The sequence below is a fragment of the Mucilaginibacter xinganensis genome (assembly GCF_002257585.1).
Classification (GTDB): Bacteria; Bacteroidota; Bacteroidia; order Sphingobacteriales; family Sphingobacteriaceae; genus Mucilaginibacter; species Mucilaginibacter xinganensis.
The window spans coordinates 4,258,188-4,273,687 of the sequence record NZ_CP022743.1 but is presented as its reverse complement, the minus strand read 5'-3'; the positions used below and the strand labels follow the sequence as shown (position 1 = coordinate 4,273,687).

Sequence of the window (15,500 nt, the reverse complement as noted above, 5' to 3'; positions counted from 1 at the left end):
TGCTGCAATACCATTCACCATGGTTTAGTATGGATAAACCAAGCGATATTTTATATGGTGAGCTAATTGCTAAGCGTTATCTAAGAAGATTTGAGTAGAGTCCCAGTTGTTAATTCGTTCCTTTTACCGGTGTGGGCGGCGGCTGATTTAAAAGGAACCGCTTGTGAATAACTGCAATTTCTTCTGCTTTTAAATTTGATGTTTTCTTTAAAATGCCGTCGAAAAATGCAACCTCTTTATCGCTGGCCGGGCAACCTACGTTGTCTTCAGGAGTGGCTATAGTCGCACCATCTTTTGGCATTAATGAATTGGCAAGTACGTTGCCTTTTGCATCAAGAACTAACCAGAATGGCAATCCCGATTTTTCGCCACCAAATTTTTTCATTGCATCCATGCCGCCGGGATTTTCAAGATTGGCTTTTGCCGGCTGCTCCATCACGTCCAAATGAGCAATTACATAATTTGCGTTGATCATTTTGCTGATAGACGGATCATTTAACGAGGCATCCATTTTTTTGCACCAGCCGCACCAGGAGGCATGAAACATTAACAGTACTTTTTTATTTTCTTTAGCAGCCTGCGTATAGACGTCTTTCAATACCGTTTCAGCGGTTGGAAGTGCAGTTTGCGCTATTGCAGCCGAACCGGTTAGCATAAAAAGAGCGGTGATAAGGTGTGATATTTTCATAATGACTAAATATAGGCATTTTTTATTATTGAGCAATTTGCAGGTAATTCAGTAAATCTGCTGTACTTATTTCTCCCTCATTTTTGCCCTTAACCCAAATGCTGATTCCCACTTCATCCTTAATTAATTGCAGGCGGCCTTTAAATAATTGATCCTCATTTGATTGGATAAAACTGCTGAGTTCTTTTTTTGTGGATTTTCGGCAAACGTTTTCCACTCCGTTGATATAAACTATTAACCGCAGCTTTTTAGTATCATTTTCAATACTCAGCGTATGGCCGTTTTTAAGTTTTATAATATGCATTTAAATTATTGTAACTATCTGAAATACAAATGCAAATGAAGTAAATAATTATCTTTTTTAAAAGTGCCTGAAGGAGAATTCAGGTGCAAATAGTAATCCACAAACGGATTACACAAGTGTTAATAACTTTCGTGGGAGAAAGTGGAGTAAAGTGGTAAAAGAACTCTAATTTTACACTACAATTAATGCCATAGTTACAACATGTCCTATTTAACCGGCGAGTTTGAGTGTAAATTAGATAACAAAGGGCGAATGATGATCCCTGCGGGCCTCAAGAAAAAGCTTCCAGAAGCTGAGAAAGAGGGGCTTGTGATCAATCGTGGCTTTGAGAAATATCTGGTGATATACACTAAACAAGAATGGGATAAGAAACTTGATGAACTGAACAAACTTAATCAATACGAAAAGAAAAACATAGAATTTATAAGATATTTTACCCGGGGCGCGACGGAATTGAGCGTAGATGCTGCCGGAAGGGTGAATTTACCGCAAGGTTTACTGGATTATGCAGGTATTGGAACAGATGTAGTGTTAAACTGCCAAATGACGAAAATTGAAATGTGGGATAAAGCGGCATATAATACGATGATTGAAAACGAGCCGGAGAATTTTGCAGCGCTGGCCGAAGAGGTGATGGGCGACAAAAGAAGGGAGGGCGGCTTATGAGCGAATACCATACCCCGGTAATGCTGAATGAGTGTATTGAAGGCCTGGATATTAAACCTGCCGGAACTTATGTTGACGTAACCTTTGGCGGCGGCGGACACTCCCGCGAGATCCTGAAGCATTTAAATAAAGACGGGAAGTTGCTGGCGTTTGACCAGGACGCCGATGCAAAACAAAACCTGTTGGCAGATGACCGGTTTGTTTTTATTGATCAGAATTTCCGGTACATGAAAAATTTTTTGCGCCTGCATGACGCCGTGCCCGTTGACGGGATCCTGGCTGATCTTGGCGTTTCCTCATACCAGTTTGACCAGGCAGAACGCGGGTTTTCTATCCGTTTTGATGCGGAACTGGATATGCGGATGAACCAGCAATCAACGCTGAACGCTAAAGAAGTTTTAAATACTTACCCGGAAGCCGAGCTGCACCGGATCTTTGGCATTTATGGTGAAATACAAAACGCCAAATCGCTGGCGAACACTATTGTAACGGCACGCCTAAATGCGCCCATTGTAACCGTGGCTGATCTGAAGAACGCGATAGTGAACCGAATTCCGCGGGGGAAAGAAAATAAGTACCTGGCGCAGGTGTTTCAGGCTTTGCGCATTGAGGTAAACCAGGAACTGGAAGCATTGAAAGAATTTTTGACCCAGTCAGCATCGGTGCTGGCTCCGGGCGGGCGGCTGGTGGTGATGTCATATCACTCGCTGGAAGACAGGCTGGTGAAAAATTTTATAGCCAAAGGAAAATTCAGCGGCGAGGTAGAAAAAGATTTTTACGGAAATGACAACAAGCCTTTTGATTCGGTAAGCCGCGGGGCTGTCACTGCATCAGAAGAGGAAATAAAAGATAATAACCGGGCACGGAGCGCTAAGTTAAGAATAGCGGTAAAGAAATGACAAACAGGCTGCGTACACAAATTGAGGAAGAAGAAGCTGAACAGAAAAAGCTTATTGTTGAGGAAAAACGCAATGACGAGTTTCCGGACAACTTTCTTACGCAATTTTTTACAAAAGGCTTTTGGAGTGCCGAATCGGCTACAAGGGCACTGCCATTTGTTTTGTTCATCGCTTTTTTGGGGATGTTATATATCGCCAATATGCACGTAGCCGAACGTAGTATCCGAGATATTAATAAAATAAGCAAAGAAGTAAAGGAGCTTAGCTGGGACTATAAAACTACAAAGGCTGATCTTGCTTATAGAAGTACACTTACCGAGGTTGCTAAACGTGTTGACACGCTGGGCATAAAAGAATCGTTGCAGCCACCACAAAAAATAACAGATGCGGAGGTGAAGAATGAGCATTAGAAGAAACATACTGTTACGGGTTTACCTGGCTTTCGGGTTGATATTGCTTTTTGCAGGAGCTGTAGTGATCCAGCTTTTTCGCGTTCAGTTTGTGCAGGGCGATAAATGGAAAAAAATGGCTTCCACGCTTTCTACACGTTACCAAACAGTTGAAGCCGCCCGCGGCAATATTTTTGCAAACGATATGAGTTTGCTGGCAACATCGGTGCCCGAGTATGAATTGCATATGGACATGTTTGCCCCCGGTATTGCGGACGATCAGGATTTTAATGAAAATGTGGATTCGCTGGCGATTAAGTTTTCGCAGCTGTATAGCGATAAGCCGGCCAGGGAATATTCCAGGATGCTGCGCGACGCCCGGAAAGATGGTTCGCGCTATCAATTGATCCGCCGTAAAGTAACGCACCGTGAGCTGACACAAATTCGCAAGTTCCCTATTTTCAGAATGGGTAAATATAAAGGTGGGCTGATAGTGCTTGAACAAAACCGGCGCGTGTTGCCTTTTAGGTCGCTGGCGGCACGTACCATTGGTTATAAAAACGAAAATGTTAAGAATGCGGTAGGTCTTGAAGGTGCTTATGCCAGCTATATTAATGGTGAAAGCGGAAAGCGCCTAATGCAGCGGATGGCAGGCGGCACATGGATGCCTGTTAATAACGGCGAAGACGAAGTAGAGCCTAAAGAAGGCGCAGACATCATTTCAACCATTGATGTTAACTTCCAGGATGTTGCACAGGATGCGCTGAAAGCGCAGCTGGAAAAAACGGAGGCCGATCATGGTTGCGTGGTTTTAATGGAGGTTGCTACCGGCGAGATAAGGGCCATCGCAAATTTTACCCGTACAAAGGATGGTAATTATGAAGAGAAGCTGAACTATGCCATAAGTAATGCCGCTGATCCGGGTTCAACGTTTAAACTGGCCACTTACATGGCCCTGTTTGATCAGCATAAAATAGATACAAATACCATTGTAAACGCTGAAAATGGCAGGTACAAGTTTCCGAAAGGGCCAACAATTACTGACGCGGAAGCAGGGAATTATGAAATGACCGCAAAAAAAGCATTTGAGGAATCATCAAATGTGGCGGCGGCAAAATTCGCAGTGAGGTATTATAACGATAATCCAAAGGAATTTACCGACAAGCTGTACAGTTATCATTTAAACGAAAAACTGGGCCTGCAGATCCAGGGAGAAGGTGCGCCGGTGGTAAAAAATCCAAAAAGCCGCAGCTGGAACAAATATTACACCCTGCCTGAAATGGCTTATGGTTACGAGATGAAGATTACCCCGCTGCAAATGCTCACTCTTTATAATGCTGTAGCAAACAACGGTAAAATGATAGCGCCGTTGCTGGTAAAAGAGATCCGCAGGCTGGGCAATACGGTTGAGCAGTTCCAGGCAAGAGTAATTAACGAAAAAGTGTGCAGTGATGCCACGCTGGGAAAAGTAAAAAGTTTGCTTGAAGGCGTGGTGAGCGAAGGTACAGGGAAAAACGTGATCAAAAATCCGTTGTATAAGGTGGCCGGTAAAACCGGTACGGCACAAATTGCTAACGGCTCGGCGGGTTATGGTGTTAAAAAGACATACCAGGCTTCTTTTTGCGGATATTTCCCGGCTGACAAGCCTAAGTATTCAATGATTGTGGTTATTAACCACCCAACAAAAGGCGATTACCTGGCAGCAAAGGTGGCGGGCCCGGTATTCAGGCAAATTGCCGACAGGGTATATGCCAGTGACCTGAACATGAGCCCGGCTGGCCCTGTGCATTACGTGGGTAATTCCAATTTGCCGCAGATAAAAAAAGGAAATGTAAAAGCCCTGAAACAGGTATATACCAAACTGGGCGTGAAGCCGCTATATGCGGCAAATAATGCAGCCGCCAATGGTGTTGACACCAGTAACGGTATTGCTTTTGAGGATGTAAGTTATAAAAGCGGCGTAGTGCCTGAGGTAAAGGGAATGGGCTTGAGCGATGCTTTATATGCCCTGGGAAATGCGGGTTATAAAGTGGTAGCACGGGGAAGTGGTGTGGTGGCAAACCAATCGGTAACCGCAGGCAGCATTACTCCAAAAGGATCAAAAATAATAATTGAATTGCGATGAGATATTTGAGCGACATAATAGAAGGACTTGCATTTACTGAACTACAGGGCAGTGCTGATATTGAAATTACGGCCATAGTTTTTGATTCGCGGAAAGTTATTCCCGGGTGTATGTTCGTTGCGGTAAAAGGTACGGTGGTTGACGGGCACGATTATATTTTACAAGCCATTAATGATGGCGCCGTGGCGGTAATTTGCCAGGAACTGCCCGCGCGCGTTACCGGCGAGGTTGATTTTTTAATGGTAGCCGATTCATCTGTTGCACTGGGCATTGTGTCAGCTAATTTTTATGATAACCCGTCCTTAAAACTAAAACTGGTTGGGGTAACAGGTACCAATGGTAAAACCACTATTGCTACGTTGCTTTATAAATTGTTTCGCGATTTGGGTTATAAATGCGGCTTATTATCAACCGTTGAAAACCAGGTAAATGGCGAGGTGATCCAGGCTACGCATACCACTCCTGATCCGGTTGAACTGAATAAGTTACTGCATGAAATGGTGGAGAAGGGGTGTGATTACTGCTTTATGGAAGTTAGCTCGCATGCTATTGCACAGCATCGCATTAGTGCTTTGAAATTTACCGGGGCGATTTTTTCAAACCTGACCCACGACCACTTAGATTATCATAAAACATTTGAGAAATACCTGAAAGCCAAGAAGGCCTTTTTCGATGGGCTGCCGTCTAATGCATTTGCATTAACCAATATTGACGATAAAAACGGCAATGTAATGCTGCAAAATACAAGCGCCCATAAAAAAACCTACGGACTGAAGAGTATGGCAGACTACAAGGCCCGCATATTGGAAAACCAGTTTGAAGGCCTGCTGCTGCAAATTGATAACGAGGAGGTTTGGTTTAAAATGGTGGGGACGTTTAACGCATATAACCTGCTGGCAGTTTATGCCGCAACTATGTTGCTAGAACAGGATAAAACCAAAATATTGACCAGCCTGAGCAAGCTAACCGGTGCCAAAGGCCGCTTTGATTATATCGTGGCCCCAAACAAGGTGATAGGGATTGTTGATTACGCGCACTCGCCTGATGCTATCCAGAACATATTGAGCACCGTTCACGATATCCGCAAGAATAATGAAAAGGTGATAACAGTGATTGGCTGTGGTGGCGACAGGGATAAAACCAAGCGCCCGGTGATGGCTAAAGCTGCCTGCGAATGGAGCGATAAAGTAATACTAACCTCTGATAATCCCCGCTCGGAAGACCCGGCGCAGATTATACGGGATATGGAAGAAGGCGTTGATCCGGCTTTTAAAAGGCATACACTAAGTATTGTTGATAGGCGGGAGGCAATAAAAACTGCCTGTATGCTGGCAAACCCGGGTGACATAGTGGTGGTAGCCGGAAAGGGGCATGAGAAGTACCAGGAAATACATGGAGTGAAAAATCACTTTGATGATATGGAAGAGTTGAGTGCAATTTTTAAAGACTTAAATTAATAGCAGACCATGAACCAACGACCATGGACAAAAATATCAGGGGAATTATTTTCAAAATCAGTGAAATCATAAAACAGAATGCTTTATTACCTATTTACCTGGCTTAATAAAAATTACACTATTCCTGGTTCGGGGGTGTTTCAATACATCACTTTCCGTACGGCAATGGCTGTAATTACGTCGCTGGTAGTAACCACGGTGTTTGGCCGCAGGCTGATTGACTATTTGCGGTTTAAGCAGGTTGGTGAAACGGTGCGTAACCTGGGTTTGGAAGGGCAGATGCAAAAGGCCGGTACCCCAACTATGGGCGGGCTCATTATCATATTAGGAATTCTTGTCCCTACGCTATTGTTTGCAAAGCTTGGCAATATCTATATCATTATGATGCTGGTTACCACGGTTTGGCTTGGGGGAATCGGCTTTTTGGATGATTATATTAAAGTATTTAAAAAGAATAAAGAAGGCTTAGCCGGCAAGTTTAAGATTATCGGCCAGGTTGGGCTAGCACTGTTTATTGGCTTTACCATGTATTCTAACCAGGATATTGTGATCCGCCAGGAAGTGAAGTTACCGGTAAAGTATGATGCCCCTGTTGATTTTCACATGCGTGGCAATACGCCCGTTTATACACAGGACATCAGGTCGACAAAAACAACCATGCCGTTTTATAAAAACAATGAGTTTGATTATGGCAAGGTATTAAAGTTCATCGGTGCCGATTCTGACCACTATTCGCTGCTGGTATTTATGTTCTCGGTGATCCTTATCATCACCTTTATATCAAATGGTGCAAATATAACCGACGGCATAGATGGCCTTGCAACGGGTACATCTGCCATTATTGGCATCACCCTGGCTATCCTGGCCTATGTATCGGGTAACACGGTGATTGCGGATTATCTGAACATTATGTACATCCCCAATTCGGGCGAACTGGTAATTTTTGCCGGTGCTTTTGTTGGAGCATGCGTTGGCTTTCTGTGGTACAATTCATACCCGGCCCAGGTTTTTATGGGCGATACGGGCAGTTTGGCAATAGGGGGAATAATAGCAGTATTTGCCATTATGATCCGTAAGGAACTATTGGTACCCCTGTTGTGCGGCGTTTTTGTGATTGAAAATTTATCGGTAATTATCCAGGTATCCTGGTTTAAATATACCAGGTTAAGGTTTGGAGAAGGACGCAGGGTGTTTTTAATGTCGCCCTTACATCACCACTACCAAAAAAAGGGGTTTCATGAAGCCAAGATCGTAACCCGGTTCTGGATCATCGGCATCCTGCTGGCAATAGTTACAATTATAACGTTGAAGCTGAGGTAGGGATCGGAGATTAGTTAAGAAGGAAGTAAAAAAGACCATAGATCATTGACTTTGGGTCATGGACAAAAGAATAAAAATGGAATCAAAAAAACTCATAGCAATTCTTGGGGCCGGCGAAAGCGGGGTGGGCGCGGCTTACCTGGCACAGCAGCAGGGGTATGATGTTTTTGTATCTGATTTTGGCGGTATTGCTGATAACTATAAACAGCAGCTGCAGGACTGGAATATTCGTTTTGAAGAAAAGCAGCACACTGAAGATGAGATCCTGAAAGCTGTTGAGGTAATTAAGAGCCCGGGTATTCCTGAAAAAGCGCCTGTTGTAAAGAAAATTAAGGAAAAGGGAATTCCTGTGATCTCGGAAATTGAATTTGCAGGGAGATATACCCAGGCAAAAATAATTGGGATAACCGGCTCAAACGGAAAAACGACAACAGCCAGCTTAACCTATCACATATTGAAAAATGCAGGGTTAAATGTTGGCCTTGCGGGTAACATAGGTAAAAGCTTTGCCTACCAGGTTGCAACGGAAAAGTTTGACCTGTACGTTCTTGAGTTAAGCAGCTTTATGCTTGATGATATGTTCAGCTTTAAAGTTGACATAGCTGTGCTATTAAATATAACACCCGATCATTTAGACCGGTATGATTACAAACTGGAAAACTATGCAGCGTCAAAGTTTCGCATCTCTCAAAATCAAACAGCCGTCGACTATTTTATTTATTGTGCCGATGATCCGGAAACAATTAAGGGAATGGAAGGCAGGAGCTTTGCAGCGCAGCAGTTACCATTCTCTATCGAAAAAAAGATCGAACAGGGAGCATATCTCGAACAGGACAATATTGTCATTAACACTCACCAACAACATTTTCAGATGTCAATAAACGAATTAGCGCTACAGGGTAAACATAACATTTACAACACAATGGCATCAGGTATAGTAGCAAAAGTGCTCGAACTGCGCAATCCTTCTATGAGGGAAAGTATGGGCAACTTTAAAAGCATTGAGCACAGGCTGGAGTCGGTTGGCAAAATATCAGGCATCAGCTTCATTAATGATTCAAAAGCTACAAACGTTAACTCAACCTGGTATGCCCTTGAAAGCATGACCAGCGACGTGATACTGATACTGGGTGGTGTTGATAAAGGCAATGACTACAGTATGCTGAAAGACCTGGTTAAGCAAAAGGTAAAGGCGATAGTTTGCCTTGGTAAGGATAACAGGCGCATTCATGAAGCTTTTGAAGACGTGGTGGATGTGATAGTCAATACGCATTCGGCGCAGGAAGCGGCACAGGTATCATACCACCTGGCAACCAAAGGCGATACTGTATTGCTGTCGCCGGCATGTGCCAGTTTTGATCTGTTTAAAAATTACGAAGACAGGGGCAGGCAGTTTAAGCAGGCGGTGAGAGAATTGTAGGTAAGGAAATAGTTGATGGCTCATAGCTCACAGACTAAGTAATAGTTGAAATAACAATAAGAGAAATAGTACGATGCACAGAATACTCAGTAATACAAAAGGAGACCGGTGGATATGGCTGATAGTCATATTACTTTCAATGATCTCGTTGCTGGCCGTGTACAGTTCCATTGGTACGTTGGCCTATTCGCGAGGGGTTGGGGCCGAGTCTATTTTGATGAAACACCTGGCCATGATTATTGGTGGCCTTGCGCTGATGTATATTTCGCACAAGCTTGATTATCGTTATTATGCAGGGATCTCGAAACTATTAATGATCATCACTATTCCATTGTTGCTATATACGTTGTTCTTTGGGTCGCATATTAACAATGCAAGCCGCTGGATCGCCATCCCCGGAACAGGGTTAAGCTTTCAAACATCGGATTTGGCCAAGCTGGCGCTCATTACTTACCTGGCACGTACCCTGTCGCGTAAGCAGGAGAATATAAAGGACGTTAAGCAATCATTTATCCCGATAATGGGTTCTGTTTGCGTGGTGTTTGCACTGATAGGCCCTGCAAATTTATCAACGGGTTTAATGTTATTCGGGGTGAGTGTGCTGTTGCTGATAATGGGCAGGATAAGCGTTAAACAAATAGCGGTAGTATGTATTGCGGGGGCCATATTATTAGCCGGAATTTTGATGCTGGGTAAAAGGAGTGCTACGCATATGTCCAGGCTAAAAACCTTCTTTCACCCGGAACAGGTTGACGAGAGTAAACTATTCCAGGGAAACCATGCTAAAATAGCCATAGCTACCGGCGGTATTTTTGGTAAAGGCCCGGGAAAAAGCGACGAACGGTATTTTTTACCCGAGGCATTTTCTGATGAGATTTTTGCCATAATAATTGAAGAATACGGGCTATTTGGCGGTTTGGTGCTGATGGGTTTGTACCTGTTTTTGTTATTCCGCTGTATAAAAATAGCCACCAAGGCACCAAAAGCGTTTGGTACGCTGCTGGCGGCCGGCCTTAGTTTCAGCTTAACCATACAGGCATTTGCCAATATGGCGGTTGCCGTTGGTTTAGGCCCGGTAACGGGGATTCCGCTGCCGCTGGTGAGCATGGGCGGAACCTCTATATTATTTACCAGCATAGCGTTTGGTATTATACTATCGGTTAGCCGGGACATTGACGAGCCCAAGAAAGTTATAGTGGGCGAAATAAAGGAAGTGGCGATAGCGTAGTGTTAGAGAGTAGTGAGGTAATTGACATATAAAGTTACGAAAACAAGCCGTCAGGCAACAATAAGAGCATTAAAAGTAAAATAAGAAGAGGTGAAGTCAGGTAAAAAAATAATCATTAGCGGGGGCGGTACCGGGGGACATATTTTCCCGGCTATCGCAATTGCCAATGCTTTAAAAAGTTTGGATCCTAAAACCGAGATCTTATTTGTTGGTGCAAGCGGCCGGATGGAAATGGAGAAGGTGCCGGCGGCTGGTTATAAAATAATTGGACTGGAGATTCAGGGCATACAGCGTAAATCTATCTTAAAGAACCTGATGTTCCCTGTAAAACTGCTGTTGAGCGTCAGGAAGTCGCTGGAGATTATAAAGGAGTTTAAACCGGATGCAGTTGTAGGCGTGGGCGGTTATGCGTCGGGGCCGCTGTTATATGCGGCATCATTAAAGGGAATACCTTATTTGATACAGGAACAAAACTCGTATGCTGGTATCACCAATAAATGGTTGGGCAAAAAAGCAAGAAAGATCTGTGTTGCCTTTGACGGCATGGAGAAATTTTTCCCTTTTGACAGGATCATAAAAACAGGTAATCCTATCCGTAAGGAATCGGTTAATATTGCCGGGAAGCAAATGCAGGCACTGGAACTTTTTAAGCTTTCGGCCTTTAAAAAAACAATATTGATAACCGGCGGCAGCTTGGGCGCGCGTACTTTAAATAATAGCATAATGGCCGGGCTTGATAAGCTGATAGCCGCTGATGTGCAGGTAATATGGCAAACCGGGAAATTCTATTATAAAGGGATAATTGAAAAACTTGGCGAAGACTACAACCCCAATGTGCGGATCATGGAGTTTTTGAACCGGATGGATTTGGCCTATGCAGCGGCCGACGTGATTATATCAAGGGCCGGTGCCGGGACAATTGCCGAGTTGTATATGGTAAAAAAGCCGGTAATACTGGTTCCTTCGCCAAACGTGGCCGAGGATCACCAAACAAAAAATGCGCTGGCGCTGGTAGAAGCCCATGCCGCGTTTTTTATAGCAGACAGGGATGCTGAAGTTAACCTGGTTGATAAGACTATTGCGCTTTTAAATGATAAAGAACTGCAGCGAAAAATGAGCGACAATATTGGCAAAATGGCGATGCCAAATGCCGATGATGTGATTGCAAAAGAAGTGTTTAAAATGATAAAGTAGTTCAAAGCAGAAGAAACGACTAATAAATAATAATACAATCAGTGAAGTCATCAGGTAACGGGTGGCGTCACATCATAAATAATAAAATGGAACTAAGCAGCATAAAACGGGTTTATTTGGTGGGGATCGGCGGAATCGGCATGAGCGGGTTGGCCCGGTACTTTCATCATTTGGGTTGTGTTGTTTGCGGCTATGATAAAACAGCCACTGATTTAACCGGCGATCTGCATAACGAAGGCATCCGCATAATTTTTGAAGATCGTACAGACTGGATCCCTTACAGCTTTCAACAGCCTGATGAGGGTACGCTGATTATTTATACACCGGCTATTCCTAAGGACTCGGCAATTTTAAACTTTTTCCGTGATAATAATTTCGGGCTCTTTAAAAGGTCGCAGGTGCTGGGTATCATCAGCCAGGGGATGTTTACAGTGGCGGTAGCCGGTACCCATGGCAAAACTACCACATCAACCATGGTTGCCCATATTTTAAAAGATTCTGGTAAAGACTGCTCCGCATTTTTGGGCGGACTTTCAACCAATTACCACAGCAATGTGCTGTATGGTAAAAATAACATAGTGGTGGTTGAAGCTGATGAGTACGACCGTTCATTCCTTACCCTGCATCCTGACGTTGCTATTGTAACCTCAATGGACGCTGACCATTTGGATATTTATGGCGACCATGCGCATTTAACGGAATCTTTTCAGCTATTTGCATCGCAAATAAAGCCCGGTGGTACACTGATTCATAAAAAAGGATTGGATTTAAATGCCGGTTTTACTTATGCCGTGGAGGCTGAAGCAGATGCCACAGCATCAAACATAAAAATAGAGAACGGCGATTTTTACTTCGATTTTAATAATAGCAACACCAGCATACCCGATATCAGAATGGGGATAGCCGGAACGCATAATATTGAAAATGCAGTTGCTGCAATTGAAGCCTGCCTGATTCTTGAAGTGCCTGCTGCCGCCATAAAAAGTGCGTTGGGCTCATTTAAGGGTGTACACCGCAGGTTTGAATATGTAATAAAAAATGATCGTCAAATATTTATTGATGATTATGCGCATCATCCCGAAGAATTAAAGGCGGCAATCAGGTCGGTTAAAAAGTTATACCCTGGTAAAAAGCTTACCACTATTTTTCAGCCGCATTTATTTACCCGCACACGGGATTTTGCCGATGGCTTTGCAGCGGCGCTTGACCTGTCGGACGAGTTGATTATCCTGGATATTTACCCGGCGCGCGAGTTACCGATTGAAGGCGTTAACGCCGGGATGATACTGGAGCGGATGCAGCTGCAAAACAAGCGGCTGGTAAGCAAGCAGGAAGTTTTAAATGTTATAAGAGATGAAAAGCCGGAACTGCTGCTTACAGTGGGTGCCGGCGATATTGATACCCTGGTTCAACCCTTAAAACAAATTTTGCAGGATGTTTAAGAAGCCAATCTGGAAGCGATTGCTGATAAGCCTGGCCTGGATAATAAGTTTCGGGGGGCTCATTGTATTGATGAGTTTTATCGAAAGAAAAAAAGGCGAAGTTTTATGTAAGGATGTGAAGATTTACATTCCCGGGAACCAGTATTTTATTGACCGCGAAGAGGTGGACAACATTTTACAGGTAAACAGCAACGCACTTATTGGCCGCCGGATGGAACTGATAAATATTAACCTGCTGGAAAAGAAATTGAAGGCGAACCCATTTATTGAGTTTGCAAAGGTTTACACCGATATGGATGGGATTATTAACGTGGAGATTAGCCAGCGACAACCCATTTTAAGGTTAATGAACCGCTTTGACCAGGATTTTTACGTGGATCAGCATGGGTTAAAAATTCCCTTGTCAGCAAATTTCACAGCCAGGGTAATAGTAGCCAACGGTTACATTGATGAACTGTTTGCCAACCATGTGGACAGCCTGCACACCGCAATGGCCAGGCAGCTGTTTAAAACGGCAGATTATATAAGAAGAGACTCGCTTTGGGATGCGCAAATAGCGCAAATATATGTAAACAAAGACCATGAAATTGAGTTGATACCGCGGGTAGGCAACAACCGCATCCTGTTGGGTGACGCCGACTCGCTCGACAATAAGTTTCATAACCTGCGTGTGTTTTATAAAAAAGCCCTGCCGCTGGTGGGTTGGGATGCCTACAAGGTGATAAATATTAAATATGCCAACCAGGTGGTTGGTGTAAAAAACATAATGCTAAAAGCAGACTCTTTAAAAGCGAAGCTGGCTGCTAAGGACTCAACAAAATTGATTAGGGATACTATAAAAAAGAATTAATATGGACAAAACTTCAACTCTGGAAAAAAGCTCACCAATAGTAGTAGGATTGGATATAGGGACCACCAAGATCTGTGCCATTGTTGGGCGCAGAAGTAAAAATGGCAAAATAGAGGTGTTGGGTATTGGTAAAGCTGAATCTGCCGGTGTAACGCGCGGCATGGTTTCAAATATTGATAAAACAGTACAGGGGATAGCCATTGCTGTGGATGTTGCGGGTACGCAGTCAAACGTAGAGATTAAAGTGGTGAATGTGGGGATTGCAGGCCAGCACATCAAAAGTTTACAGCACCGCGGGCTCATCACCCGTCGTGATATGTCAAACGAGATCTCTCGGAAAGATATTGATAAGCTGGTTGAAGATATGTACAACCTGGTGATGCCTCCGGGCGAGGAGATTATCCATGTATTACCGCAGGAGTTTACTGTGGATAATGAGCCGGGAATAAAAGACCCGATCGGTATGGCAGGGGTAAGGCTTGAGGCTAACTTCCATATTATTTCGGGTCAGGTTACCGCCATAAAAAATATAGTTAAGTGTGTAAACAAAGCCGGTTTGCAAAGTGAGGAACTTACGCTGGAGCCTTTGGCGTCGTCAGAATCTGTATTGAGCGATGAAGAGAAAGAAGCGGGAGTGGTGCTGGTGGATATTGGCGGCGGCACAACCGATGTGGCCATTTTTCACGAAGGCATTATACGCCATACCGCAGTTATCCCGTTTGGAGGTAACAGCGTAACAGAAGATATCCGCGAGGGTTGTTCAGTAATGCGCAACATTGCCGAGCAATTAAAGGTGAGGTTTGGATCGGCCCTGGCAGACGAAAACAAGGAGAACGAGATTGTTTGTGTGCCCGGCTTGCGTGGCCGCGAACCCAAAGAGATCTCTGTTAAAAACCTGGCGTTTGTGATCCAGGCGCGCATGGAAGAAATTGTAGAGCATGTGTATTACGAAATAAAATCATCAGGTTACGAGAAAAAACTAATAGCCGGTATTGTGATAACCGGTGGCGGCGCGCAATTAAAACACCTGGCTCAGCTGGTTGAGTTTGTAACCGGTTTGGATTGCCGCGTTGGATACCCTAATGAGCATTTGGCAAAAAATGAGGCATTGCCTAAAAATATTTACGAGGAGTTGCAGAGCCCGACTTTTGCTACAGGGATAGGCCTGCTGATAAAAGGTATCCAGAAGATGGAGTACAATGATTACGTACCGGCCAATGAGGATATAAAGGTTGAAAAAACAAGATACACCGAAGATAAAAAATTTGGTTTACTGGGCAAATTATTAGAGAGCGGTAAACGTTTTATTAAGGATGATATTAAGGACGAGGATTTTTTAAAGTAAGCGAATTGTAATCTTTCCACATTGGCCCGATCTTTCCACATATTGACAAATGTGGAAAAGTCTTGTTGAAAAAGCCTTAATATTACGATAGAAAAATCTGCTTCTTATTCAATTACATATAATTGAATAAGTGAGTATTAGCTCAAATACAAAATAAATAACATGCTCTTGAT

General features: G+C 43.6%; 14 protein-coding genes. 12 read left to right on the top strand and 2 right to left on the bottom strand.

The annotated features are described in order from the left end of the window. Window positions 1-109: 109 nt before the first annotated feature. Both MuYL_RS18730 and MuYL_RS18725 read right to left on the bottom strand, forming a co-directional pair. Window positions 110-688 (bottom strand): thioredoxin family protein, encoded by a 579-nt coding sequence (locus tag MuYL_RS18730; RefSeq protein ID WP_094572007.1) that lies wholly within the window; start codon window positions 686-688, stop codon window positions 110-112. Window positions 689-713: 25 nt separating this feature from the next. After that, window positions 714-992: a hypothetical protein gene (locus tag MuYL_RS18725; protein ID WP_094572006.1), complete on the bottom strand. Its 279-nt coding sequence runs from the start codon at window positions 990-992 to the stop codon at window positions 714-716. Window positions 993-1,193: 201 nt separating this feature from the next. On the opposite strand from MuYL_RS18725, the gene mraZ reads away from it, so the two are divergent. From mraZ to ftsA, 12 genes are all read left to right on the top strand, one after another. Further along, window positions 1,194-1,658, top strand: a complete 465-nt coding sequence (mraZ, locus tag MuYL_RS18720) for a division/cell wall cluster transcriptional repressor MraZ (RefSeq protein WP_094572005.1) — start codon at window positions 1,194-1,196, stop codon at window positions 1,656-1,658. After that, window positions 1,655-2,557 (top strand): 16S rRNA (cytosine(1402)-N(4))-methyltransferase RsmH, encoded by a 903-nt coding sequence (gene rsmH / locus MuYL_RS18715; protein ID WP_094572004.1) that lies wholly within the window; start codon window positions 1,655-1,657, stop codon window positions 2,555-2,557. The genes mraZ and rsmH overlap by 4 nt, the downstream gene beginning before the upstream one ends. Further along, the gene (locus tag MuYL_RS18710; RefSeq protein ID WP_094572003.1) at window positions 2,554-2,967 is read left to right on the top strand and encodes an FtsL-like putative cell division protein; all 414 of its coding nucleotides are present in this window, start codon (window positions 2,554-2,556) and stop codon (window positions 2,965-2,967) included. Before rsmH ends, MuYL_RS18710 begins: the two co-directional genes overlap by 4 nt. Continuing rightward, window positions 2,957-5,071, top strand: coding sequence for a penicillin-binding protein (locus MuYL_RS18705; RefSeq protein WP_094572002.1), 2,115 nt, complete (start codon window positions 2,957-2,959; stop codon window positions 5,069-5,071). The genes MuYL_RS18710 and MuYL_RS18705 overlap by 11 nt, the downstream gene beginning before the upstream one ends. Beyond that, window positions 5,068-6,528: a UDP-N-acetylmuramoyl-L-alanyl-D-glutamate--2,6-diaminopimelate ligase gene (locus MuYL_RS18700; protein ID WP_094572001.1), complete on the top strand. Its 1,461-nt coding sequence runs from the start codon at window positions 5,068-5,070 to the stop codon at window positions 6,526-6,528. The genes MuYL_RS18705 and MuYL_RS18700 overlap by 4 nt, the downstream gene beginning before the upstream one ends. A gap of 78 nt (window positions 6,529-6,606) precedes the next feature. Next, window positions 6,607-7,848: a phospho-N-acetylmuramoyl-pentapeptide-transferase gene (mraY, locus tag MuYL_RS18695; RefSeq protein WP_094572000.1), complete on the top strand. Its 1,242-nt coding sequence runs from the start codon at window positions 6,607-6,609 to the stop codon at window positions 7,846-7,848. Window positions 7,849-7,906: 58 nt separating this feature from the next. Next, on the top strand, window positions 7,907-9,268 hold the full coding sequence (gene murD / locus MuYL_RS18690) for a UDP-N-acetylmuramoyl-L-alanine--D-glutamate ligase (RefSeq protein ID WP_394338970.1): 1,362 nt from the start codon (window positions 7,907-7,909) through the stop codon (window positions 9,266-9,268). Window positions 9,269-9,341: 73 nt separating this feature from the next. Further along, the gene (locus MuYL_RS18685) at window positions 9,342-10,496 is read left to right on the top strand and encodes an FtsW/RodA/SpoVE family cell cycle protein (protein WP_094571999.1); all 1,155 of its coding nucleotides are present in this window, start codon (window positions 9,342-9,344) and stop codon (window positions 10,494-10,496) included. A gap of 90 nt (window positions 10,497-10,586) precedes the next feature. Beyond that, a complete protein-coding gene (gene murG / locus MuYL_RS18680) occupies window positions 10,587-11,690 on the top strand; it encodes an undecaprenyldiphospho-muramoylpentapeptide beta-N-acetylglucosaminyltransferase (protein ID WP_094571998.1) in 1,104 nt (367 codons plus the stop codon). Between the two features lie 86 nt (window positions 11,691-11,776). Further along, window positions 11,777-13,132 (top strand): UDP-N-acetylmuramate--L-alanine ligase, encoded by a 1,356-nt coding sequence (gene murC / locus MuYL_RS18675; protein ID WP_094571997.1) that lies wholly within the window; start codon window positions 11,777-11,779, stop codon window positions 13,130-13,132. Further along, the gene (locus MuYL_RS18670; RefSeq protein ID WP_094571996.1) at window positions 13,125-13,982 is read left to right on the top strand and encodes a cell division protein FtsQ/DivIB; all 858 of its coding nucleotides are present in this window, start codon (window positions 13,125-13,127) and stop codon (window positions 13,980-13,982) included. The genes murC and MuYL_RS18670 overlap by 8 nt, the downstream gene beginning before the upstream one ends. A 1-nt stretch (window position 13,983) precedes the next feature. Next, window positions 13,984-15,327, top strand: coding sequence for a cell division protein FtsA (gene ftsA, locus MuYL_RS18665; protein ID WP_094571995.1), 1,344 nt, complete (start codon window positions 13,984-13,986; stop codon window positions 15,325-15,327). The last annotated feature ends 173 nt before the right edge of the window (window positions 15,328-15,500 follow it).